The 21,026-nt window shown below is 63.3% G+C and carries 15 protein-coding genes and 2 riboswitches; of the genes, 10 read left to right on the top strand and 5 right to left on the bottom strand.

From position 1 onward, the window contains the following. Positions 1-147: 147 nt before the first annotated feature. From V1290_RS14690 to pal, 3 genes are all read left to right on the top strand, one after another. Positions 148-2,487, top strand: coding sequence for a putative bifunctional diguanylate cyclase/phosphodiesterase (locus V1290_RS14690; protein ID WP_334365072.1), 2,340 nt, complete (start codon positions 148-150; stop codon positions 2,485-2,487). A 153-nt stretch (positions 2,488-2,640) separates the two neighbouring features. Next, entirely contained in the window at positions 2,641-3,381 is a 741-nt protein-coding gene (locus V1290_RS14685) for an N-acyl amino acid synthase FeeM domain-containing protein (protein ID WP_334365071.1), read from the top strand. A gap of 302 nt (positions 3,382-3,683) precedes the next feature. After that, positions 3,684-4,175: a peptidoglycan-associated lipoprotein Pal gene (gene pal / locus V1290_RS14680; RefSeq protein ID WP_057838504.1), complete on the top strand. Its 492-nt coding sequence runs from the start codon at positions 3,684-3,686 to the stop codon at positions 4,173-4,175. A 4-nt stretch (positions 4,176-4,179) separates the two neighbouring features. Here the strand turns inward: pal and V1290_RS14675 are convergent, their stop codons facing one another. Further along, entirely contained in the window at positions 4,180-5,103 is a 924-nt protein-coding gene (locus V1290_RS14675; protein ID WP_334365070.1) for an alpha/beta fold hydrolase, read from the bottom strand. Positions 5,104-5,284: 181 nt separating this feature from the next. Here V1290_RS14675 and ybgF point away from each other — a divergent pair, with 181 nt between their 5' ends. The 3 genes from ybgF to ftsH all read left to right on the top strand — a co-directional run bounded on the left by ybgF (position 5,285) and on the right by ftsH (position 9,704). Further along, entirely contained in the window at positions 5,285-6,430 is a 1,146-nt protein-coding gene (ybgF, locus tag V1290_RS14670) for a tol-pal system protein YbgF (protein WP_334365069.1), read from the top strand. Between the two features lie 50 nt (positions 6,431-6,480). Further along, positions 6,481-7,512, top strand: coding sequence for a tRNA lysidine(34) synthetase TilS (tilS, locus tag V1290_RS14665; RefSeq protein ID WP_334365068.1), 1,032 nt, complete (start codon positions 6,481-6,483; stop codon positions 7,510-7,512). A 269-nt stretch (positions 7,513-7,781) separates the two neighbouring features. Further along, positions 7,782-9,704: an ATP-dependent zinc metalloprotease FtsH gene (gene ftsH / locus V1290_RS14660; protein WP_334365067.1), complete on the top strand. Its 1,923-nt coding sequence runs from the start codon at positions 7,782-7,784 to the stop codon at positions 9,702-9,704. 131 nt (positions 9,705-9,835) lie between these two features. On the opposite strand, the gene V1290_RS14655 is transcribed toward ftsH, so the two are convergent. Together V1290_RS14655 and metE are read right to left on the bottom strand one after the other, a co-directional pair. Continuing rightward, positions 9,836-10,036 (bottom strand): hypothetical protein, encoded by a 201-nt coding sequence (locus V1290_RS14655; RefSeq protein ID WP_057847301.1) that lies wholly within the window; start codon positions 10,034-10,036, stop codon positions 9,836-9,838. 44 nt (positions 10,037-10,080) lie between these two features. After that, entirely contained in the window at positions 10,081-12,423 is a 2,343-nt protein-coding gene (metE, locus tag V1290_RS14650; RefSeq protein ID WP_334369031.1) for a 5-methyltetrahydropteroyltriglutamate--homocysteine S-methyltransferase, read from the bottom strand. Between the two features lie 161 nt (positions 12,424-12,584). After that, a riboswitch (cobalamin riboswitch) is annotated at positions 12,585-12,798 on the bottom strand. A gap of 132 nt (positions 12,799-12,930) precedes the next feature. Then, positions 12,931-13,150, top strand: a riboswitch (cobalamin riboswitch). A gap of 116 nt (positions 13,151-13,266) precedes the next feature. On the opposite strand from metE, the gene V1290_RS14645 reads away from it, so the two are divergent. The 4 genes from V1290_RS14645 (at position 13,267) to V1290_RS14630 (ending at position 18,803) form a co-directional block, all read left to right on the top strand. Further along, positions 13,267-16,173: a ribonucleoside-diphosphate reductase subunit alpha gene (locus V1290_RS14645; RefSeq protein ID WP_334365066.1), complete on the top strand. Its 2,907-nt coding sequence runs from the start codon at positions 13,267-13,269 to the stop codon at positions 16,171-16,173. Between the two features lie 25 nt (positions 16,174-16,198). Beyond that, positions 16,199-17,329 carry a ribonucleotide-diphosphate reductase subunit beta gene (locus V1290_RS14640; protein ID WP_334365065.1) on the top strand — a complete coding sequence of 377 codons (1,131 nt, stop codon included), beginning with the start codon at positions 16,199-16,201 and terminating at the stop codon, positions 17,327-17,329. Between the two features lie 268 nt (positions 17,330-17,597). Beyond that, positions 17,598-18,272, top strand: a complete 675-nt coding sequence (locus V1290_RS14635) for a TetR/AcrR family transcriptional regulator (protein ID WP_065743132.1) — start codon at positions 17,598-17,600, stop codon at positions 18,270-18,272. 105 nt (positions 18,273-18,377) lie between these two features. Beyond that, on the top strand, positions 18,378-18,803 hold the full coding sequence (locus tag V1290_RS14630) for an OsmC family protein (RefSeq protein WP_334365064.1): 426 nt from the start codon (positions 18,378-18,380) through the stop codon (positions 18,801-18,803). A gap of 159 nt (positions 18,804-18,962) precedes the next feature. Here V1290_RS14630 and pyk read toward each other — a convergent pair whose 3' ends face one another. Together pyk and V1290_RS14620 are read right to left on the bottom strand one after the other, a co-directional pair. Continuing rightward, positions 18,963-20,399, bottom strand: a complete 1,437-nt coding sequence (gene pyk, locus V1290_RS14625) for a pyruvate kinase (RefSeq protein ID WP_334365063.1) — start codon at positions 20,397-20,399, stop codon at positions 18,963-18,965. Then, positions 20,396-20,980 (bottom strand): DUF1036 domain-containing protein, encoded by a 585-nt coding sequence (locus V1290_RS14620; RefSeq protein WP_334365062.1) that lies wholly within the window; start codon positions 20,978-20,980, stop codon positions 20,396-20,398. The genes pyk and V1290_RS14620 overlap by 4 nt, the downstream gene beginning before the upstream one ends. Between the last annotated feature and the right edge of the window lie 46 nt (positions 20,981-21,026).

Genomic DNA, 21,026 nt, shown 5'->3' with positions numbered 1-21,026 from the left:
GGCAAGCATTGCCTAGCCTGCTGATTTTTCAGGCAATTTTGTTGCTTGTCCATCGAAGGCAACGTCTCGGTAACGATGTTCCCTCAGAAAGACTTCATCTCCAGAGGGTAAAACTACGCATCCGACCAGGACGCCAGTACACCCCCTATGCAGCTCGCAAATCAGAGCGGAGAGCCCGATCAGCGACAGATATCGCCGAAGATTGCGGCGGCGCTGATCGATTCGCTGTTCGAAACTCAAGGTCCGGTGCACGTCGGCATCTTCTTCCTGGCCGTCGCGTCGAGCCTGACGGCGCTGAAGACCGGCGAAAATCTGATCTGGGTGTGCGTCGGGCTTCTGCTGTTGGCTGGTGCGATCCGGGCTTTCGATTTGCAACGCTACCAAGCGTGCAAAGCGAACCTGACGGCCGATGAAGCTGAGCGGTGGAAAAAGCGATATCAGATCGGGGCGATTATCCAGGCCGCTGCAATCGGCATATGGGGCGCCGTCACCATGCTGAGCAGCGACGATGCCGTCGCCCATATGATCTGTTTGTCCGTCATTACGGGGGTCTTATCGGGAGGCGCAGGCCGGGCCTATGGACGGCAATGGACATTCCAGTTGCAGGCTGTACTTGCCTTCGGTCCAACCGTGATCGCGCTGGCGCTGCGTGGCACGCCCTATTACGTCGCGATGTCGGTTATCACCGCGGCATTCCTTATCGTTGTCATGCAGATGTCGGCCAATTTGCACGGCATATTCTTGCGGGCGCTCTTGGCGCGCGAGCGCGAGGCGGCGCTCGCCGGACAGTTCGATACCGCCTTGAACAACATGCCCCACGGTCTGTGCATGTTCCGCGGCGACGGACAGCTTGCCGTGATGAATCACCGCTTCTGCGAAATGATGGATCTGTCCGAAGATCTCGTGCAGCAGGGTGCGAGCGCGCCCGACATCATCGCCGCCTGCGTGATTGCCGGATCGATCTCGGCGGCGAGTGGACAAATGATCCTCGCCGAAATCGAGAATTCACAGGCCAAGGACGTCATCACCGCCGACCCCGACATCACCAGAAACCGTTCGCTATCGTGGACCTTCCAGCCAATGGCCGGCGGCGGCGCGGTGGTGCTCCTGGAAGACATTACGGAGCGGCGCAACTCCGAAGCCAAGATCAGCCATCTGGCCCGCTACGACGAGCTCACCGAGCTCCCCAACCGGGTCAATTTCCGCGACGAGATCGGACATCTTCTGGCAGCCCAGCAGGGCGCCGAACAATTGTCAGCGCTGCTGTTCGTCGACCTCGACCAGTTCAAGCAGGTCAATGACACGCTCGGCCATCCCTGCGGCGACCAGTTGCTGTGCGCGGTGGCCGCTCGCCTGCGCGAGATGCTGCGGCCCGAGGATTTCGTGGCGCGCTTCGGCGGCGACGAGTTCGTGGTGTTCCAGCAGAACATCCAGTCTCCCGACGACGCCGCCGGTCTCGCGCGGCGCATCGTCGATCGCCTGAGCGAGCGCTACAAGATCGACAACCATCTGGTCGAGATCGGCGCCAGCGTCGGCATTGCCATGACCTCGCGCGGCGTCAGCGCCGACACACTGCTCAAGAATGCCGACATGGCGCTCTATCGCGCCAAGGCCGACGGCCGCGGCACCTTCTGCTTCTTCCGGGAGGAGATGGCGCAAATCGTCGAGTCCCGCCGTATCCTCGAACTGGACCTGCGCAAGGCGCTGGCCAACGAGGAGTTCGAGCTGTTCTTCCAACCACTGGTCAACCTCAAGTCGGGCCGTATATCGACCTGCGAGGCTCTGATACGCTGGAATCATCCAGTCCGCGGCACGGTTTCGCCGACCGATATCATTCCAATCGCCGAGGATATGGGCCTGATCGTCGATCTCGGCCGCTGGATTTTGCGCAAGGCCTGCATGGAATGCATGAAATGGCCCGAAGCCGTCAGCGTTGCCGTCAACTTCTCGCCGCAGCAGTTCCATCAGCGCGACGTGCTCAGCGAAGTCCGCTATGCACTCGAGGTCTCTGGCCTGCCGGCGAACCGGCTCGAAATCGAAATCACCGAATCCTCGCTGCTGCGTAACACGCAGTTGACCCACGACGTGCTGTCGCAATTGCATTCGCTCGGCGTGCGGATCTCGCTCGACGACTTCGGCACCGGCTATTCGAGCCTTAGCTATCTGCACAACTTCCCATTGCAGAAGGTGAAGATCGACCGCTCCTTCCTGGAAGGGATCGATAGCGACCGTCCGCTGACGCTCCTGCGCGGCGTGGCGCGGCTGTCAGCCGATCTTGGAATGTCGGTCGTGGTCGAGGGCATCGAGACCAACGAGCAACTCGAATTGATCAGCGCCGACGGGGCGGTAACCGAAGCGCAGGGCTATCTGTTCAGCCCGCCGGTCCCGGCCGTGCGCGTCCGGCAGTTGCTCAATGCGTCGCACGGTCGCCGCATGCCTGACGACCAGCTCATCGCTGTTTCTTCGCGATCGATCGCGTCAGCGTAATCAGTCCCAATATGTTCGTGCTCTCGACACGGCTACTCCGGGTTTTTGCGGGCTGCAAGGTTAACCCTAACGTGTCTAAGCCTTTGCAATTTTGTTAAGGAGCCGTTAATCTTTCGCACTCGTGGAAGTTGTTGTGGAAGGTTAGGAGTACAGATGAAGGCCGGAGCCGAACCGCGCACTTCGCTCTTTGGGCCGGAGTCAGGGTTGTCTGATCGAGTCGATTACCGACTCATGGAAACTCCCGAGGAAAAAGATTGCATCTATTTGATGCGGTACAAAGCCTATCTGCATGGCGGAGTAACCGCACCGTCAGAGTCTCAGCGCGTCAGCGATCACTACGACGATGCGCCCAACGCCTGGATTTTCGGAATCTATGTCGACGGAGAACTCTGTAGTTCTATCCGCCTCAACGTCGTGACGTCAGAATGTCGGATTTCCGGTTCAGCCGACTTGTTCGGCGATGTTCTTCACCCGCGCCTCGATCAAGGTGAAGTTCTCATCGATCCGCTTCGTCTTGCTGCGCTCCCCGAAAAAGCGAGGCGGTTCCCTGACCTTCCCTACCTGACGGTGAGGCTGGCCTACATGGCATGCGAGCATTTCAACGCTGATACCGGGCTCGCGCTAGTTCGTGCCGAGCACCAGGCGTTCTATCGCCGGGTCTTCATGTCCGAGGTCATCGCCGAACCGCGTTCGTTTCCGGGCTTCTTGCCCAAGGTGGCATTGATGGCGTCCGATTACCGGGCCGTGCGGGAAAAGGTCATGACCCGTTTTCCCATCATGCGTTCGACGTCCGTCGAGCGGCGGATGCTGTTCCAGCGCGCCGGTGAGCGCCATTCCACGCCGCGCGGGGTCGTCAGATCTTTCGAGCAGGCCTCGATCGTTCCGATTTCCTGAACCGGCCGAACAACGACGGACCGGACCATCCGGCCCCCTAGGGACCTATCCGAATTCCGCGACTTGTCATTCCTGGGTCACCGTGGCCCAAACGCCGCAAATCCGGTGATTTCGGCCCCTGCGCACTTGCCTTCACCCTCGCGCCACATTTACAAACCATTAACTATCGCAGTCGCTTTTCACGGTTTGTCGGCATTTGATCGGGTCTGGCAAGGTTCCATCAAGGTTGACGGAATGTTTGCTTAACCATCGACCTGTAGACCAGACAACAGTCGAAAAACGTGAGCGTTGGAGGCTCCGGAATGAAATACCAGATGCGTATCCTCCAGGGATGGAAGCTGGCGGCTGTGGTCGCTGTGGCGCTGTCGATGGGCGCCTGCGCCAAGAACAACGTCGGCGCCGATGGCGCGATGGCCAGCGCGGCAACCCCGGGTAGCCAGCAGGACTTCGTGGTTAATGTCGGCGACCGCGTGTTCTTCGAGAGCGACCAGACCGATCTGAGCCCGCAGGCGATCGCCACGCTGGAGAAGCAGGCGCAGTGGCTGCAGACCTACAACCGCTACTCCTTCACCATCGAAGGCCATGCCGACGAGCGCGGCACCCGCGAGTACAACATCGCGCTCGGCGCACGCCGCGCCCAATCGGTGCGCAGCTATCTCGCCTCGCGCGGCATCGACCCGAACCGCATGCGCACGATCTCCTACGGCAAGGAGCGCCCGGTGGCGGTCTGTAACGACATCTCCTGCTGGTCGCAGAACCGCCGCGCCGTCACGGTGCTGAACGCCGGCGCCTGAGCCGTCAGGCCTTTCGCAGAGTTTCAAAGCCGGCGCCTTCGGGCGCCGGCTTTATTTTTGGGCGCAGGATGAAATCGCGGATGACTGCCAGCGTGCGTTCGGGGTCATCATTGACCACGCCGTGGCCGCAACCGGCAAAGCGCTCGAACTGCACGAGATGCGGCGGCAGCGCGGCGGCGATATCCGCCTGGCTCTCGATCGGATGTATCGGGTCGTCCTCGCCGCCGAGCACGAGTGTTGGGCAGCGGATGCGACCGAGATCCGGAAACAGGTTGAACTTGTCGCTCTCGCCGTCGGGTCTTGCGAACCAGTGCAGCGCCACCTCTCGACGGCTGACCGCACGCCTTGCCATGTCCGGATCGCGCGGCATTCGCGTATAGACCGGCATGGCCAGCCTCAGCCAGGCGTCGCGCTCTGCCTGATCCAGGGGGCCTTCAGGCTCCAGAAACCGGCGCCGAGCCAGCGCACCCACTTCCGGCCCACCGAAGCGCTCAAACAGCGCTACGCGCCGTTCCCGATAGGAACCACCGGCGGCCTCGGTGCTGATGAGGATCAGTCTGGACGGGTGATCCGGATGGCGCGTGGCATAGGCGAGTGCGACCATGCCGCCGAACGACGCGCCGAGGACGATCGGATCGACGATGCCAAGGGCCTCGCAGAACGCGTGCACGTCGTCGCCCCATTGCGCCAAGGTCCAGCGCTCGCGCGGGCCGTCCTCGCTGCGGCCGTTGCCGCGGTGGTCGAGGTAGACGATCTGGGCGATATCGGCCAAGGCGGAGTAGGCCGGCCGGTAGATCGAATGGTCGAAACCCGGACCGCCGTGAAGCATCAGCAGCACCGGTTTTTCCCGCATCACCGGGCCGTCGGGCACGAGTTTCGCGCCCTCGACATCAAAGAACAGCCGCACCCCGTTCACGGACACGTGCATCGGCGGGTCTCCCTCGATTTGTGAACGGTCGGCCGCGTCGGGCGGCTTGTCTTGAAGGGGATACTAAACCATACCGGGCTGCAGCGAACCGATTCGGAAACGCCAGTCACAATTCTGGCGTACTCCCTCTCTCAATGTGTTCTGCTTTCGTTTGACACGTGATTTTCGTCGTCAGGGCAAAATGTCACTCAGATTCCTCAATGCTGCCGGCGCCGCGGCGATTGCCGCGATGCTGGCTTTGTCTGTGCAGCCCTCGGCCGCACAGATCACGTTCCCGTGGGAGCGTTCTCCGCAAGGCTCCCCGCAAGTCCAGGCGCAGTCCGACGACGCCGATCTGGAGATGCGGATCCAGCGGCTGGAAAACCAGCTCCGGCAACTGACCGGCCAGAACGAGGAACTGCAGTACCGCAACCGCCAGCTCGAAGAGCGGCTGCGCCAGCTCGGCGCCGCGCCGCCGGCACCGGGCGGCCAGCCTCCGGCGGCGCAGCCCAGCATGGCTGCCGCACCGCCTCCAATTCAACCCGGCCCGCCGCAGCAACAGGGCTATCCCCAGCAAGCCTATCCGCAGCAGGGGGCTCGTCAGCCGCAGGGCTATCCGCAGGCCCAACCCGGCTATGACCGGCAACCGCAGATCGCCTCGCCGGCGCCCATCGTGCAGGAGCCGGCAGCCCCGGCGGTCGGCGGCCGCCGCCGCGGCGACGCGTTCGACCCCAGCCAGAATCCCAACGCTCCCGGTGCGCCGCGTGCACTCGGCGGCGGCCAATTGCCGATCGGAAATGAAGCTTCGGTCGGCGCGCCGGGCGGACGCGGACCCGGTGAGCCGCTCAATCTGGGCGGTCCGCGCGATCCCGGTGGCGCCTTGCCGCCCCCCGCTGCAGCCGCACCGCCGCCGCGCGGCCCGGGGCCCGGCGCCAGCGCCGCGCTGACCCCGTTGCCGCCCTCGGCCACGTCGAAGGACGAGTTCGATCTCGGCATCGGCTACATGCAGCGCAAGGATTATGCGCTGGCCGAAGAGACCATGAAGAACTTTGCGCAGAAATATCCGAGCGATCCGCTGATTGGGGATGCGCAATACTGGCTCGGCGAAAGCTATTTCCAGCGCCAGCAATATCGCGACGCCGCCGAAGCGTTCCTCGGCGTGACCACCAAGTTCGACAAATCAGGCAAGGCGCCGGACGCGCTCTTGCGGCTCGGGCAGTCGCTGGCGGCGCTGAAGGAAAAGGAAGCCGCCTGCGCAGCGCTCGGCGAGGTGACGCGGAAATATCCGCGCGCATCTGCCGGCGTCAAAGCCGCCGTCGATCGTGAGCAAAAGCGGGTTAAGTGCTAAAGCATAAGCCGGTCGAGGCCGCCATCGGTCTCGAATAGACTGGCGATGCCATGCCTGATGACGACCACGCGCCGATCTCGGTACAGCAAGCGAAAGAGCTGTTCGCGCACTGGAAGGCCGCGCCCGCGCTCGTGCTGGCGGTGTCCGGCGGGCCCGATTCCCTTGCCCTGATGTGGCTTGCCGCTCGCTGGCGCCGTGCGCTGTTGCGCGGGCCGCGGTTGATCGCCGTCACAGTCGATCATGGCTTGCGGCCGGAGGCCGCCCGCGAGGCGCGCGAGGTCAAGCGTCTCGCCCGCTCGCTCGATCTGCCCCATCGCACGCTGCGCTGGACCGGCGCCAAGCCGAAGACCGGCTTGCCGGCCGCAGCGCGGGAGGCGCGCTATCGCCTGCTGGCGAAAGCTGCGCGGGCGAGCGGCGCGACGCACATCCTGACCGCGCATACCCGCGACGACCAGGCCGAGACACTGCTGATGCGGATGCTGCGCGGCAGCGGCATCGCCGGTCTCGCGGCGATGGCGCGCGAGAGCGAGCGAGAGGGCGTGTGGCTGGCGCGGCCGTTGCTGGACATCCCGAAGTCCCGGCTCGTTGCGACGTTGGACAAGGCAAAGATCGCCTTTGCCGATGATCCCACCAATCGCGACGTGAGTTTCACGCGGCCGCGGCTGCGTGCATTGATGCCGGCTTTGGCAGAGGAGGGCGGTGACAGCCGAAATCTGGCGCGGCTGGCATCAAGGCTGGCGCGGGCGAATGCCGCGATTGAAGTGCTGGCCGACGGCGCCGAGCGCTATCTCGCGGTGAGAGATCGCGATGATGCCACGCGCTTCGGGTTCGATGCCCAGGCGTTTGCCGGTCTGCCCGAGGAAATCCGGCTTCGGCTGCTCAAGCGCGCGATTGACCGGGCCGGTCACGAAGGACCTGCGGAACTCGGCAAGGTCGAGGCGCTGCTGGCAGTGCTGGACAACGCCATTGCGAACGGCCAAAAGCAATCAAGACTGAAGCAGACGCTTGCCGGGGCCGCGATCAGCCTTACCGGAGGCCGAATTTATGTCGATGCAGCGCCGCCGCGGGGTAGCCGGGCGTGAGAAGCGTTCCTATCTCCCAATATATCCGCAATGTCGGGACGGAGAGCCTTAACCACCCCGGAAAAACACTGGCCTTTTGCGCCATTTTTTGACCGGGAATCGCGTTAAGATGCGTTAAATAGTCCCGTGTGGTTCCCTTGGCATTGACCCGGGCGCCACCTAGATTGGGTGCAGTGGACCGGGGATTCTCGCCTCACTACCCAAGGAATATTCTAGGGTTACTACCAAGGACATAGGGCCGCGATCCGCGCGACCACGAAGGAAGATCAATGAACGCCAATCTGCGCAACTTCGCCCTCTGGGTCATCATTGTCTTGCTGCTGTTGGCATTGTTCACGCTTTTCCAGAATCCGGGTCAGCGTACGTCCTCGCAGGACATCACGTTTTCGCAGTTGTTGAGCGAGGTCGATCAGAACCGCGTGCGCGACGTCGTGATCCAGGGGCCGGAAATCCACGGCACCTTTACCAACGGCTCCTCGTTCCAGACCTATGCACCGAATGATCCGACGCTGGTGAAGCGTCTCTATGACGGCAAGGTCTCGATCACCGCCAAGCCGCCCGGCGACAACGTGCCCTGGTTCGTGTCGCTGCTCGTTTCGTGGCTGCCCTTCATCGCGCTGATCGGCGTCTGGATCTTCCTGTCCCGCCAGATGCAGGGCGGCGCCGGCAAGGCGATGGGCTTTGGCAAGTCGCGCGCCAAGATGCTGACGGAGGCCCATGGCCGCGTCACTTTCGAAGATGTCGCGGGTGTCGACGAAGCCAAGCAGGACCTGCAGGAGATCGTCGAATTCCTGCGCGACCCCGGAAAATTCCAGCGCCTCGGCGGACGGATTCCGCGCGGCGTGCTGCTGGTCGGTCCTCCCGGCACCGGCAAGACGCTCATCGCGCGGGCGGTCGCGGGCGAAGCCAACGTGCCGTTCTTCACCATTTCCGGTTCTGACTTCGTCGAAATGTTCGTCGGCGTCGGCGCCTCTCGTGTCCGTGACATGTTCGAGCAGGCCAAGAAGAATGCACCCTGCATCATCTTCATCGATGAAATCGACGCGGTCGGCCGTCATCGCGGCGCGGGCCTCGGCGGCGGCAATGACGAGCGCGAACAGACGCTCAACCAGTTGCTGGTCGAGATGGACGGTTTTGAAGCCAATGAAGGCGTGATCCTGATCGCCGCGACCAACCGGCCTGACGTGCTGGATCCCGCGCTGCTGCGTCCCGGCCGTTTCGACCGCCAGGTTGTGGTGCCGAACCCGGACGTCGTCGGTCGCGAGCAGATCCTGAAAGTTCACGTTCGCAAGGTGCCGCTGGCGCCCGATATCAACCTCAAGACCATCGCGCGCGGCACCCCGGGCTTCTCCGGCGCCGACTTGATGAACCTCGTCAACGAGGCGGCGCTGACGGCTGCCCGCCGCAACAAGCGTATGGTGACGCAGGCCGAGTTCGAAGAGGCCAAGGACAAGGTGATGATGGGTGCCGAGCGCAAGTCGCTCGTCATGACCGAGGAAGAGAAGCTCTTGACGGCCTATCACGAGGGCGGCCACGCCATCGTCGGCCTGAACGTCGTCGCGACCGATCCGATCCACAAGGCGACGATCATCCCGCGCGGCCGCGCGCTGGGCATGGTGATGCAGCTTCCCGAGCGCGACAAGCTGTCGATGTCGCTCGAGCAGATGACCTCGCGCCTCGCCATCATGATGGGCGGCCGCGTCGCGGAAGAACTGATCTTCGGTCGCGAGAAGGTCACCTCGGGCGCGGCCTCCGACATCGAGCAGGCGACGCGGCTGGCGCGCATGATGGTGACGCGCTGGGGCCTGTCGGAAGAGCTCGGCACCGTGTCCTACGGCGAAAACCAGGACGAGGTGTTTTTGGGCATGTCGGTGTCGCGCACGCAGAACGCCTCGGAAGCGACCGTCCAGAAGATCGACAAGGAGATCAAGCGGCTGGTCGAGGAAGGCTACAACGAGGCCACCAAGATCCTCACCGAGAAGCGCGAGGATCTCGAGACACTGGCCAAGGGCCTGCTCGAATTCGAGACGCTGAGCGGCGACGAGATCATCGATCTGTTGAAGGGCAAGAAGCCCAACCGCGAATCGGTCTTGGAGCCGAGCGCGCCGCGCGCTTCTGCCGTACCCCCGGCCGGCAAGCCGCGCCCGCGTCCCGATCCGGACCCGGGTCTGGAGCCGCAGCCCCAGGCGTAAGCGGCGGTCAGTTCTGAACGACGAAAACGCGGCGGTGACGCCGCGTTTTTTTGTGCTTGTGATCGGCCCCTTTGTCGCGAATAGACGCGGGCCAATAGCATCTGGTGCAGACCGGGATTGACTTCGAACCTTCATGGCGCCGCGGCCGGCGCCCCGAGGTGTACGGCCAGAATGTGTTCCGGCGTCTCGACCACTTCGACCTTTTGCCCATCGCCGCCGACAAAGGCGAGCACCGTGCGCTCGCCGTCGCGCCACATGCTGCCGACGAGGGCAATGTTGATGTGGGTAGATTGCCCCGTCTCAAATCGCGTACATTCGATCCAGAAGCGCATGACGTCCTCCTTGATTTGCCTTGATGAGAGACGGGGCGGGCAGGTTACGCCATCGCCCGCAATTCGCGTGCCGCGGCAACCATGTTGGCGAGCGCGGGTCGGACCTCCTCCCATTTGCGGGTCTTCAATCCGCAATCCGGATTGATCCAGATCTGGGTATCCTGGAGCCGCTCTCGCGCCAGCTTCAGCAGGCCGGTCATCTCGCCGATCTCGGGGACGCGCGGCGAATGGATGTCGTAGACGCCGGGGCCGATTTCGTTCGGATAGCGGTAATCCCTGAATGCATCGAGCAGTTCCATCTTCGAGCGCGAGGTCTCGATCGAGATCACGTCGGCGTCCATCGCGCCGATCGCGCCGATAATGTCGTTGAACTCCGAGTAGCACATGTGGGTGTGGATCTGCGTTTCGTCGCGCACGCCGGACGAACAGAGGCGGAAGGCGTCGACGGCCCAGTCGAGATAAACCTTCCATTCGGACTTGCGCAGCGGCAGGCCCTCCCGCAGCGCAGCCTCGTCGATCTGGATCATGCCAGCGCCGGCGGCTTCGAGATCGGCGACCTCGTCGCGGATCGCGAGCGCGATCTGCCGGCAGGCTTCGCTGCGCGGAATGTCGTCGCGGACAAACGACCAGTTCAGAATGGTGACGGGCCCCGTGAGCATCGCCTTCATCGGCTTTTTCGTCAGCGACTGGGCATATTGCCACCACTCGACCGTCATCGGCTTTGGGCGCGAGACGTCGCCGAATAGCACAGGCGGGCGAACGTAGCGCGATCCGTAGGATTGCACCCAGCCGTGCGTAGTGAAGGCAAAGCCTGCGAGCTGTTCGCCGAAATACTGCACCATGTCGTTGCGCTCGAACTCGCCATGCACGAGAACGTCGAGCCCGATATTTTCCTGCCAGCGCACGGCGCGGGCGGTCTGATTCTGCAGATAGAGCTTATAGGCTTCGTCCGTGAGGGCACCCCTGGCGTGAGCGGAGCGAGCATTCCTGACGTCGGCGGTTTGCGGGAACGAGCCGATGGTGGTGGTCGGGAACGCCGGCAGATTGAAGCGCTCGCGCTGAACGGTGGCGCGTTCAGCGAAGATGCTGGAGCGGAAGCGCATCGGTTCATTGATGCCGGCAACGCGTGCCGTTACCTTCGCATCGTGAATGCGCGGCGAGACCTTGCGGGAGGTCGCCGCCTGGTCCGAGGCTTTCAGCGTGGCCTCGACCGCTGCGCGCCCACTGGCCAGCACTGTTCCGAGCGTAGCCAGTTCCTCGAGCTTCTGCACCGAAAACGCGAGCCAGCTCTTGATTTCGGGATCGAGCCCGGTCTCCAGCGCCAGATCGATCGGGACGTGCAGCAGCGAGCAGGAGGGGGCGATCTGCACACGATGCTTGCCGAGTTTGGCGATTGCGGGCTCGAGCCGGTCGAGAAGCCGGCTCAAATCCGCGCGCCAGATGTTACGGCCATCGATGATTCCGAGCGACAGCACGCGGTTATCAGGAACTCCGGCGAGGTCGTCGATCTGCTCCGGCGCGCGCACGAGGTCGAGATGCAGGCCGGCGACGGGCAGGGATATCGCGGTGTCGCGGTTGGCGCCGAGTGCGCCGAAATAGGTCGTCAGCATGATCTTGAGCTGCGGCACGCCGCTCGCGATCTCCGCATAGGCATGATGCAACGCCTGCTGGGCGACGATATCGAGATCGAGCACGAGACACGGCTCGTCGATCTGCACCCATTCCGCGCCCCGGTAGGCAAGTTCGCGCAGCACCTCGATGTAAACCGGCAGCAAGCGATCAAGCAGGGACAGCGGATTGAAGCCGGCATCCTTGCTCTTGGCGAGTTTGAGAAACGTGACGGGGCCGACCAGCACGGGGCGGGTTTGATAGCCCAGCGCCTTGGCTTCCTCGTATTCCTCGATCGGCTTGCGCGAGGCGAGGATAAATTTCTGATCCTTCGTCAGTTCGGGCACCATGTAGTGGTAGTTGGTATCGAACCATTTTGTCATCTCGAGCGCCGGCACGCCGTGCGCATCGTCATGTCCGTGACCGGCATGCCCGCAACTCGCCTCATGCGGCTTGCCTTGCGCGCCGCGGGCCATCGCGAAGTAAGTCGCAAGCGAGACCGGCCCGCCGTTCCAGCGATAGATCTCCGGGATTGCGCCGACCATCACTGATGTGTCGAGCACGTGGTCGTAGAACGAGAAATCGTTCGACGGGATCACGCTAACGCCGAGTTTTTTCTGGCGCGCCCAGTTGGCGGCACGAAGCCCCACGCCGGTTTCGATCAGCGCCTTCTCGTCGGTTGCGCCCGACCAGAAACTTTCCAAAGCGAATTTCAGCTCGCGGCGCGGACCGATGCGCGGCGCGCCGAGGGAGGCAACGGGAAGCGAAGAAGTGGAGATGGTGGAAGTAGACGTAGCTTTGGAAGAAGTAGCATTGGAAGTAGACATTGGCTTAACCCCAAAAGTTGGGGGCAAAGGCCGAAGTGACACGTCTGGATTTTCGCGAACGGCAGAGCGCGCGCGGAAAATCGCAACCGCACCACCGGGACACCCCGCCCGAGGACGTGTATGTTGTCGAGGCAGGTCTCCTGGCTCGCGGGTCAGTGCTGCTGTCCGGCCTTCCCGAAACCTTGCGAGGTCTCAGTGACTTTGTTGGACAGCGGCTCGCCGCTTACAGTTGCGGGGGCAGCTCCGGCTTTGGCTTTTCGGCCGCACCGGCTTCCCTCTTAGCTTCGGAAGAACGTCTCCCGAAGAACCACGACGGGTCCACTTATCGGCAACGCGGCAGGCGCGTCAACTCGGCGACATTCACCGGCGCGTTGTCATCGTTGTTCACAGCCGCGGGGTTCCGTCGCCGAAATTCTTGCACATCGCCCGCTCCCCCATTGACACGTTCGTTCAAATCGCACCAAATATAGCAGTCACGGTCCGCCATGACCCAACACATGGTGGCTAAGAGGGAAGCCGGTGTATCGCGTATTTGCCGCGAAAATCCGGCGCTGCCCCCGCAACTGTAAGCAGTGAGTTGTTTCCGAATCTTACGTCACTGATGCGGCATCGCATTGGGAAGACACGGGAACGACGGCGACCTGCGAGCCAGGAGACCTGCCGCGACACCGAAAAAAACGTCCACGGGCGGGGTGTCCCGGCGGCGCTTGCGGACTCATGCCGGCGTTTCTCGCCGCGCATTTGAAGCAGCGTCTTCTCCGACATCCGGCCCCAACACCATCACGGGGTCTCTTGATGTCACTCTCTCCCGATCGCGAAGCCAACGTCGCTCCATTCATCCGACTGCGCCCCGAATCGCTTGCCGCCTCGGAAGCGCAGCCGCCGATGCAGGTGATTCGCCGCAACGGCACGGTTTCGAAATTCGACGCGAGCAAGATTTCGGTCGCGATGACCAAGGCGTTTCTGGCGGTCGAGGGACATGGCGCGGCGGCCTCCCGCCGGGTGCATGAAATCGTCGAGCAACTGACCTCGGACGTCGTCGGCGCGCTGTCGCGCCGGATGAGCGAGGGCCGCACCTTCCATATCGAGGACGTGCAGGACCAGGTCGAACTCGCCCTGATGCGCAGCGAGCACCACAAGGTCGCGCGCGCTTATGTGCTCTATCGCGAGGAACGCACGCGCCAGCGCGCCGGACAGGACGTGGCCAAGGCCGCCCAGCCATCGGGGAAGCCCTCGTTACGTGTCACGCTGGCCAGCGGCGCGCAGGTCCCGCTCGACATCGCGCGGCTGACGCTGATCATCGAAGAAGCCTGCGCCGGTCTCGAGGGAGTCGGCGCCACGGCGGTGCTCGCCGAGACGCAGCGCAATCTCTATGACGGCATCAGCGAGGACGAACTGGCGCTGGCGGCGGTGATGGCCGCGCGCACGCTGGTGGAGCAGGAGCCGAACTACGCCTATGTCAGCGCGCGGCTCTTGCTCGACAAGCTGCGCACCGAGGTGCTGTCTTTCGTGCATGATGCGCCGACCAGCGCGTCGCAGGCCGAGATGGCCGAGCGCTACGGCGAGTACTTTCCAGCCTATATCAAGGCAGGCATCAAGGCCGAACTGCTCGATCCCGATCTGGCCCGCTTCGACCTGAAAAAGCTTGCAGTCGCGCTGAAGCCGGAACGCGACCTGGCGTTCCAGTTTCTGGGTCTGCAGACGCTGTACGACCGGTACTTTCTGCATGTGCACGGCAATCGCATCGAGCTGCCGCAGGCGTTCTTCATGCGCGTCGCGATGGGACTGGCGATCCGTGAGATCGACCGCGAGGCGCGCGCCATCGAGTTCTACGATCTCCTATCGTCGTTCGACTTCATGGCCTCGACCCCGACGCTGTTCAATTCCGGCACGCTGCGGCCGCAATTGTCGTCCTGCTTCCTCACCACCATCGCCGACGATCTCGACGGCATCTTCAAGTCGGTCAAGGACAATGCGCTGCTCGCAAAATACTCCGGCGGGCTCGGCAACGACTGGACCCGGGTGCGTGGGCTCGGCGCGCACATCAAGGGCACCAATGGCGAAAGCCAGGGCGTGGTGCCGTTTCTGAAAGTGGCCAACGACACCGCGATCGCCGTCAACCAGGGCGGCAAGCGCAAAGGCGCGGTCTGCGCCTATCTCGAAACCTGGCACATCGACATCGAGGAATTTTTGGACCTGCGCAAGAACACCGGCGACGATCGCCGCCGCACCCATGACATGAACACCGCGAACTGGGTGCCGGACCTGTTCATGCAGCGCGTCGAGGCCGACGGCGAATGGACGCTGTTCTCGCCGGACGAGGCGCCCGATCTGCATGACCTCTACGGCGAGGCGTTCGCCCAGCGTTATGCAGCTTACGAAGCAAAGGCGGCGCGGGGTGAGATCCGCGTGTTCAAGCAGATCCGCGCCACCGATCTCTGGCGCAGGATGCTGACCATGCTGTTCGAGACCGGGCATCCCTGGATCACGTTCAAGGATCCCTGCAATCTGCGCTCGCCGCAGCGCCATGCCGGCGTGATTCATTCCTCGAATCTCTGCACGGAAATCACGCTCAATACGTCGGATGACGAGACCGCCGTCTGCAATCTCGGCTCGATCAACCTGCTCAATCATGTGCGGGAAGGCCGGCTGGAGGAGGCGCGACTGCAACGCAGTGTGACGACGGCAATGCGGATGCTCGACAATGTCATCGACATCAATTTCTACACCATCCCCGAAGCGCGGCGTTCGAACCTGCGGCACCGCCCGGTCGGTCTCGGGCTGATGGGATTCCAGGACGCGCTGCAGGCGATGCGGATTGCGATGGCTTCAGATGCGGCGGTAACGTTCGCCGATACCAGCATGGAGATGATTTCTTATTACGCCATTTCGGCCTCCGTCGATCTGGCGGCCGAGCGCGGGCGGTATCCGTCGTTCGATGGCTCGCTGTGGAGCCGGGGCATCTTGCCGATCGATTCGATCGAACTATTGGCGGAAGCCCGCGGCAGTCTCGCGATGAACCGCGGGATGACACTCGACTGGGATAGCTTGCGCGAGCGCGTCAAGGCGACCGGCATGCGGAATTCGAACGTGATGGCGATCGCGCCGACCGCGACGATTTCCAATATCTGCGGCGTCGCGCAGTCGATCGAGCCCGCCTACCAGAATCTCTACGTCAAGTCGAATATGTCCGGCGACTTCACCGTGGTGAACGAATTTCTGGTGCGCGACCTCAAGGCGCGCGGGTTGTGGGACGAAGTGATGGTCAACGACCTCAAATATTTCGACGGCAGCTTAGGGGCCATCGATCGCATTCCCGACGACCTCAAGGCGCTCTATGCCACCGCGTTCGAGATCGACAGCGCCTGGCTGATCGAGGCAGCATCGCGCCGGCAGAAATGGATCGACCAGTCGCAGTCGCTCAACCTCTATATCGCCAACCCTAGCGGCAAGAAGCTCGATGCGCTCTATCGGCTGGCGTGGGCGCGCGGGTTGAAGACGACCTATTACCTGCGCTCGCGCAGCGCGACGCATGTCGAAAAGTCCACGCTCCGGGGGACCGACGGCAAGCTCAACAGCGTCGCGTCCGCGGCGATGATGGCTCCAGCCCCCTTCATCGTCGCGCCGGCCGCCACCGCGCCGGATTTGACCGGTGCGGTGGCGTGCTCGATCGATAATCCCGAATGCGAAGCCTGCCAGTAAGCAGCAAGAACAAGAGGAAATCACAATGCTCGACTGGTCCGAACCATCCGCATCCCCGCGTCAGACGCCGCCGCCCGTCGTGGTGCAATCCGTTACCCAGGCCGAACAAACCGGCCTCGGCATGATAGATCGTCGCGGCGGACGCGTATCTGTCGACGACAAGCGGATGATCAACTGCCGCGCCGACGTCAATCAATTGCTGCCGCTGAAGTACAAATGGGCCTGGGAGAAATATCTCGCCGGCTGCAACAATCACTGGATGCCTACAGAAGTTTCCATGCAGGCCGACATCGCGCTGTGGAAATCGCGCGACGGGCTGACGGAAGACGAGCGCCGCGCCATCAAGCGTAACCTCGGCTTCTTCGCCGCTTCCGAAAGCCTGGTCGCCAACAATATCGTGCTGGCGATCTACCGCCATCTGACCAATCCGGAGTGCCGGCAATATCTGCTGCGGCAGTCGTTCGAGGAGGCGGTGCACACCCACACCTTCCAATACATCGTCGAAAGCTTGGGGTTGGACGAGGGCGAGCTGTTCAACATGTATCGCGAGGTGCCGTCGATTACCGACAAAGCGGCCTGGGCACTGAAGCACACGCAGCATCTCGACGATCCGGATTTCAGGACCGGCACGCCGCAAGCCGACCAGGCGTTCCTGCGCGATCTCGTCGCCTTCTACGTCATATTCGAAGGCATGTGGTTCTATACGGGCTTCGCGCAGATTCTCTCGCTCGGCCGCCGCAACAAGATGGTCGGCATCGCCGAGCAGTACCAGTACATCCTGCGCGATGAGTCCATTCACCTGAATTTCGGCATCGATGTCATCAACCAGATCAAGATCGAAAACCCGCATCTATGGACCAAGGCGTTCCAGGACGAAGTCCGCGCCATGGTGCGCGAGGCGGCCGAACTGGAAGCGGCCTACGGGCGAGACACCATGCCGCGCGGGTTTCTCGGGCTGAATGCGGCGCTGTGCGAGAGCTACATGCACTTCGTCGCCAATCGCCGCTGCGCGCAACTCGGGCTGCAGCGGGTGTTCGACGAGACCGAGAATCCGTTTCCCTGGATGTCGGAAGCGATGGACCTGAAGAAGGAGAAGAATTTCTTCGAGACGCGGGTGATCGAGTACCAGAACGGCGGTGCGCTGAGCTGGGAGTAGGGGAAGCCATACCCTCCCAACACGCCGTCCCCGCGAACGCGGGGAACCCGGCGCATGCCAAACCGGCCAGTGTTGAGGCAAATAGCTCGCAAGCCCCGCCGGCAAAACCTCTGCAGATCCGCGTTGCAAAACCGTCTTGTCATCAGCCGTGAATAGTTGTTCACTTCTTCAAAGCGATAGCGCTTCTTATCGCTCAAGACATTGAAGGTGTGCGCGTTCTGGCAGGCTCCGCGGGGCTCGAGGGCGCGCCGGGGACGGAAAACGCGCCATGGTCTATCGGCGAACCCATCAGGTCGTAAAGCGACTGGCGGCGCGGCGTAGCGCCATACTGGCGGCGGCGCGGGATGCTGCGGCCGAAGGCGGCATGGCGGCGGTGCAGATCGCCCCGGTTGCGGTCCGCGCCAATGTCGCGGCCGGCACCGTCTATCGTTACTTCCCCTCCAAGGCCGAACTGATTTCCGAACTGATCGCCGAGGTCTCGCGGGATGAACTGGCCGCGATCCGCCGCGCGGCGGATGCGGCGCCGGGACCGTCGTCGGCGCTCGCCGCCGCCGTCACCACGGTTGCCGTACATGTGCTGTCGCAGCGCAAGCTCGCCTGGGGCATTCTGGCCGAACCCGTTGATGTCGACGTCTCGGTGTCGCGGCTTGCCAGCCGCCGCGAAATCTCCGGCGAGATCGCTGCCAGAATTGACGCCGCGGTGCGCGCCGGCCATTTGCCGGCGCAGGATACCGCGCTCGCCGCCACCGCGCTGCTCGGTGCGCTGCATGAATCGCTGGTTGGCCCGCTGGCGCCCGAGAATCTGGATGACCCCGCGAAGCTGCGCGACGCCGTGCAGACGGTCACACTTTTGGCGCTACGCGCCGTCGGCGTGATGGATGCCCGCGCCCGCGGCCTCGTGGTGCAGGCGGTGCTGCCGGCAAAGGCGCTGGTCGGGGCCTAGAAACCCTCCCCCTTTGCGACACGCCCTTTGCCGCAACCATTTGTGTCGCAACCATTTGCCACGCTGCGGCTTATCGACGGTCCAACCCGCGATCAGGAGCATGCGATGAGCACGACATCAGGGTCCGCCAAATGGCAGGGCGGCATCAAGGACGGCAAGGGCGCGATCTCGACCAAGAGCGGCGCGCTGAATGATTATCCTTACGGCTTTTCGAGCCGCTTCGAGGGCAAAGCCGGCTCGAATCCGGAAGAGCTGGTCGGCGCGGCGCACGCCGCGTGCTTCACCATGGCGCTGTCGCTGATTCTAGGCGAAGCCAAGCTCACCGCCGAGCACATGGAAACCAAGGCAGACGTGACGCTGGAAAAACAGGGCGATGGTTTCGCCGTCACCTCGATTCATCTGACGCTGAATGCGAAGATTCCGGGCGCTGAGGACACGAAATTTCAGGAGCTGGCGGGTAAGGCCAAAGAGGGCTGCCCGATCTCGAAACTTCTGAACACGAAGATCACGCTGGACGCGAAGCTGCAGTAGTTCTCCGTTATTCCGGGGCGGCGCGAAGCGGCGAACTATGGTGCGCAATTGCGCACCTGAGAATCTCTCGCGCCACAAGCTCTGGATTTTCGGGTTCGCGCGTGCGCGCGCCCCGGAAGGACGGCGGGAGCTGACGGCCGCGCCATCACCTACGCGCCATCACTTCTCCGGCTTGCCTTCCCCACCGACAGTGGCGATGCGTACCATGTTGGTGGTGCCGGGGATGCGAAGCGGCACGCCGGCGACGATGATCACGCGCTGGCCTGCGTTGGCGAAGCCGTCACGAAACGCGATCGAGCCGGCGCGGTCGACCATGTCGTCCTGGTCGTGCGCATCTTCCGCCACCACGCAATGCACGCCCCAGACGACCGACAATTTGCGGCCGGTCGCAAGGTTCGGCGTGATCGCCACCACCGGCAGCTTCGGCCGCTCGCGGGCCACGCGGATCGCCGTGGAGCCCGATGAGGTCCAGCAGATGACCGCGGATAATTCCAGCGTCTCGGCGATCTGCCGCGCGGCGTCCGCGATGGCGTCGCCGACCGTATTCTCCGGTTCGGCCCGCTGCGCCGACAGCACCGAGCGATAGGTCGGATCGCGCTCCACCTCTTCGCCGATGCGATTCATGGTCGAAACCGCCTCGACCGGGAATTTGCCGGCGGCCGACTCAGCCGACAGCATGATGGCGTCGGCACCTTCATAAACCGCGGTCGCGACGTCGGAGACTTCGGCGCGCGTCGGCACCGGCGCCTGGATCATCGATTCCAGCATCTGGGTTGCGATCACCACCGGCTTGCCGGCGCGGCGCGCCATCCGCGTCATCTGTTTCTGCAGGCTCGGCACCCGCTCCAGCGGCAGCTCGACGCCGAGGTCGCCGCGCGCCACCATCAGCGCGTCGGAAGCATCGATGATCTCGGCGAGCCGGTCGATCGCCTGCGGCTTTTCGATCTTGGCCATGACAGCGGCGCGGCCGCGGATCATCCGCTTGGCTTCATGGACGTCCTCGGCGCGCTGCACGAAGGAGAGCGCGATCCAGTCGACACCGGTCACCAGGGCTGCTTCGAGATCGGCCCGATCCTTCGGCGTCATCGCCGACACCGGCAGGTCGGTATCGGGCAGGCTGACGCCCTTGCGGTCCGACATCTTGCCGCCGATCACCACGCGCGTTACCGCGCGTTCGGACGTGGTTTCCTCGGCGATCAGCCGCACCTTGCCGTCGTCGAGCAGCAGCGCATGGCCCGGCCGAAGTGCTGCGAGGATTTCCGGATGCGGCAACTGCACGCGGTTGTTGTCTCCCGGCGCTTTGTCGGAATCGAGTACAAAACTCTGGCCGTTCTTCAACTGGATCGAACCTTCGGTGAACGCGCCGAGCCGCAGCTTCGGTCCCTGCAGGTCGACGAGGATGCCGATCGGACGGCCGTAGCTGCTCTCGACATTGCGGATGGTATTGACCAGCTCGCGCATCTTGTCGTGCGGCGTGTGGCTCATGTTGATGCGGAACACGTCCGCACCCGCCTCGAACAGCTTCCGGATCATCGCGCTGTCGGACGATGCCGGGCCGAGGGTTGCGAGAATCTTGATACGACGAAGCCGTCTCATTGCTTGGGCGCCGGGGCTGGCGGCAGACCCGGTCCGGCCGGCGGATTGGACAGGCCGGGAACCCCGCCGGGGCCTCCCGGTCCCATTGTTCCTGGAATTCCCGGCACGCGCTGCGCGGGCTGCTCGTTGGCTTCTGTCAATTGCACTGTCCACGCTCGCTGTTCGCCTGTATCGACCTCGAAGAACCCGGTGCGGTCATAGCCACGCGCCAGGCAGTTCTCGGTACCCTTGATGGTGAATTCCTTATCACGCGAACACATGAAGGCCTGCCCCGACCATTCGCCGCCGCGATCATAGTCAAGCGCGTAGATGTAATAGTAGCGCGCAACAAGAGTTCCGCGCAGCAGTGTCTCGCAACTGCGTGACGACACGTTCCACCACCCTTCAGTGGTCCAGCCCTCGGCATCCTTGTAGCCCAGCGCGATGCCGACCCGGCTGGACGTGTTGTTGCAGAGCCGGAAATCGGCCGCCGCTGGACTGCTCCACAGACACGCCACCGCCAGTGCAAGCAGCGGCGCAAGGCCGGCGGCGGTCACGCGAGCGGGGAGGGAAGGCAAGCAGCGCGAATCTTTTCCGATCATGCGGCGAAGCTATATCAAATCATTGACGATTTCGCGTGACCCGGCG

The organism is Bradyrhizobium sp. AZCC 1578, from assembly GCF_036924675.1.
In the GTDB taxonomy this organism is placed as follows: Bacteria; Pseudomonadota; Alphaproteobacteria; order Rhizobiales; family Xanthobacteraceae; genus Bradyrhizobium.
Note: the sequence above shows the minus strand (reverse complement) of the source record. Positions and strands in the feature narration are given on the sequence as shown.

Bases quoted from the DNA above. Each gene is read 5' to 3' on its own strand.
- V1290_RS14675 (WP_334365070.1), bottom strand. From the start codon at position 5,103: ATGCACGTGTCCGTGAACGGGGTGCGGCTGTTCTTTGATGTCGAGGGC.
- V1290_RS14655 (WP_057847301.1), bottom strand. From the start codon at position 10,036: ATGCGCTTCTGGATCGAATGTACGCGATTTGAGACGGGGCAATCTACC.
- V1290_RS14640 (WP_334365065.1), top strand. From the start codon at position 16,199: ATGCTCGACTGGTCCGAACCATCCGCATCCCCGCGTCAGACGCCGCCG.
- tilS (WP_334365068.1), top strand. From the start codon at position 6,481: ATGCCTGATGACGACCACGCGCCGATCTCGGTACAGCAAGCGAAAGAG.
- ybgF (WP_334365069.1), top strand. From the start codon at position 5,285: ATGTCACTCAGATTCCTCAATGCTGCCGGCGCCGCGGCGATTGCCGCG.
- pal (WP_057838504.1), top strand. From the start codon at position 3,684: ATGAAATACCAGATGCGTATCCTCCAGGGATGGAAGCTGGCGGCTGTG.
- V1290_RS14635 (WP_065743132.1), top strand. From the start codon at position 17,598: ATGGTCTATCGGCGAACCCATCAGGTCGTAAAGCGACTGGCGGCGCGG.
- V1290_RS14620 (WP_334365062.1), bottom strand. From the start codon at position 20,980: ATGATCGGAAAAGATTCGCGCTGCTTGCCTTCCCTCCCCGCTCGCGTG.
- V1290_RS14630 (WP_334365064.1), top strand. From the start codon at position 18,378: ATGAGCACGACATCAGGGTCCGCCAAATGGCAGGGCGGCATCAAGGAC.
- pyk (WP_334365063.1), bottom strand. From the start codon at position 20,399: ATGAGACGGCTTCGTCGTATCAAGATTCTCGCAACCCTCGGCCCGGCA.
- V1290_RS14645 (WP_334365066.1), top strand. From the start codon at position 13,267: ATGTCACTCTCTCCCGATCGCGAAGCCAACGTCGCTCCATTCATCCGA.
- V1290_RS14690 (WP_334365072.1), top strand. From the start codon at position 148: ATGCAGCTCGCAAATCAGAGCGGAGAGCCCGATCAGCGACAGATATCG.
- ftsH (WP_334365067.1), top strand. From the start codon at position 7,782: ATGAACGCCAATCTGCGCAACTTCGCCCTCTGGGTCATCATTGTCTTG.
- V1290_RS14685 (WP_334365071.1), top strand. From the start codon at position 2,641: ATGAAGGCCGGAGCCGAACCGCGCACTTCGCTCTTTGGGCCGGAGTCA.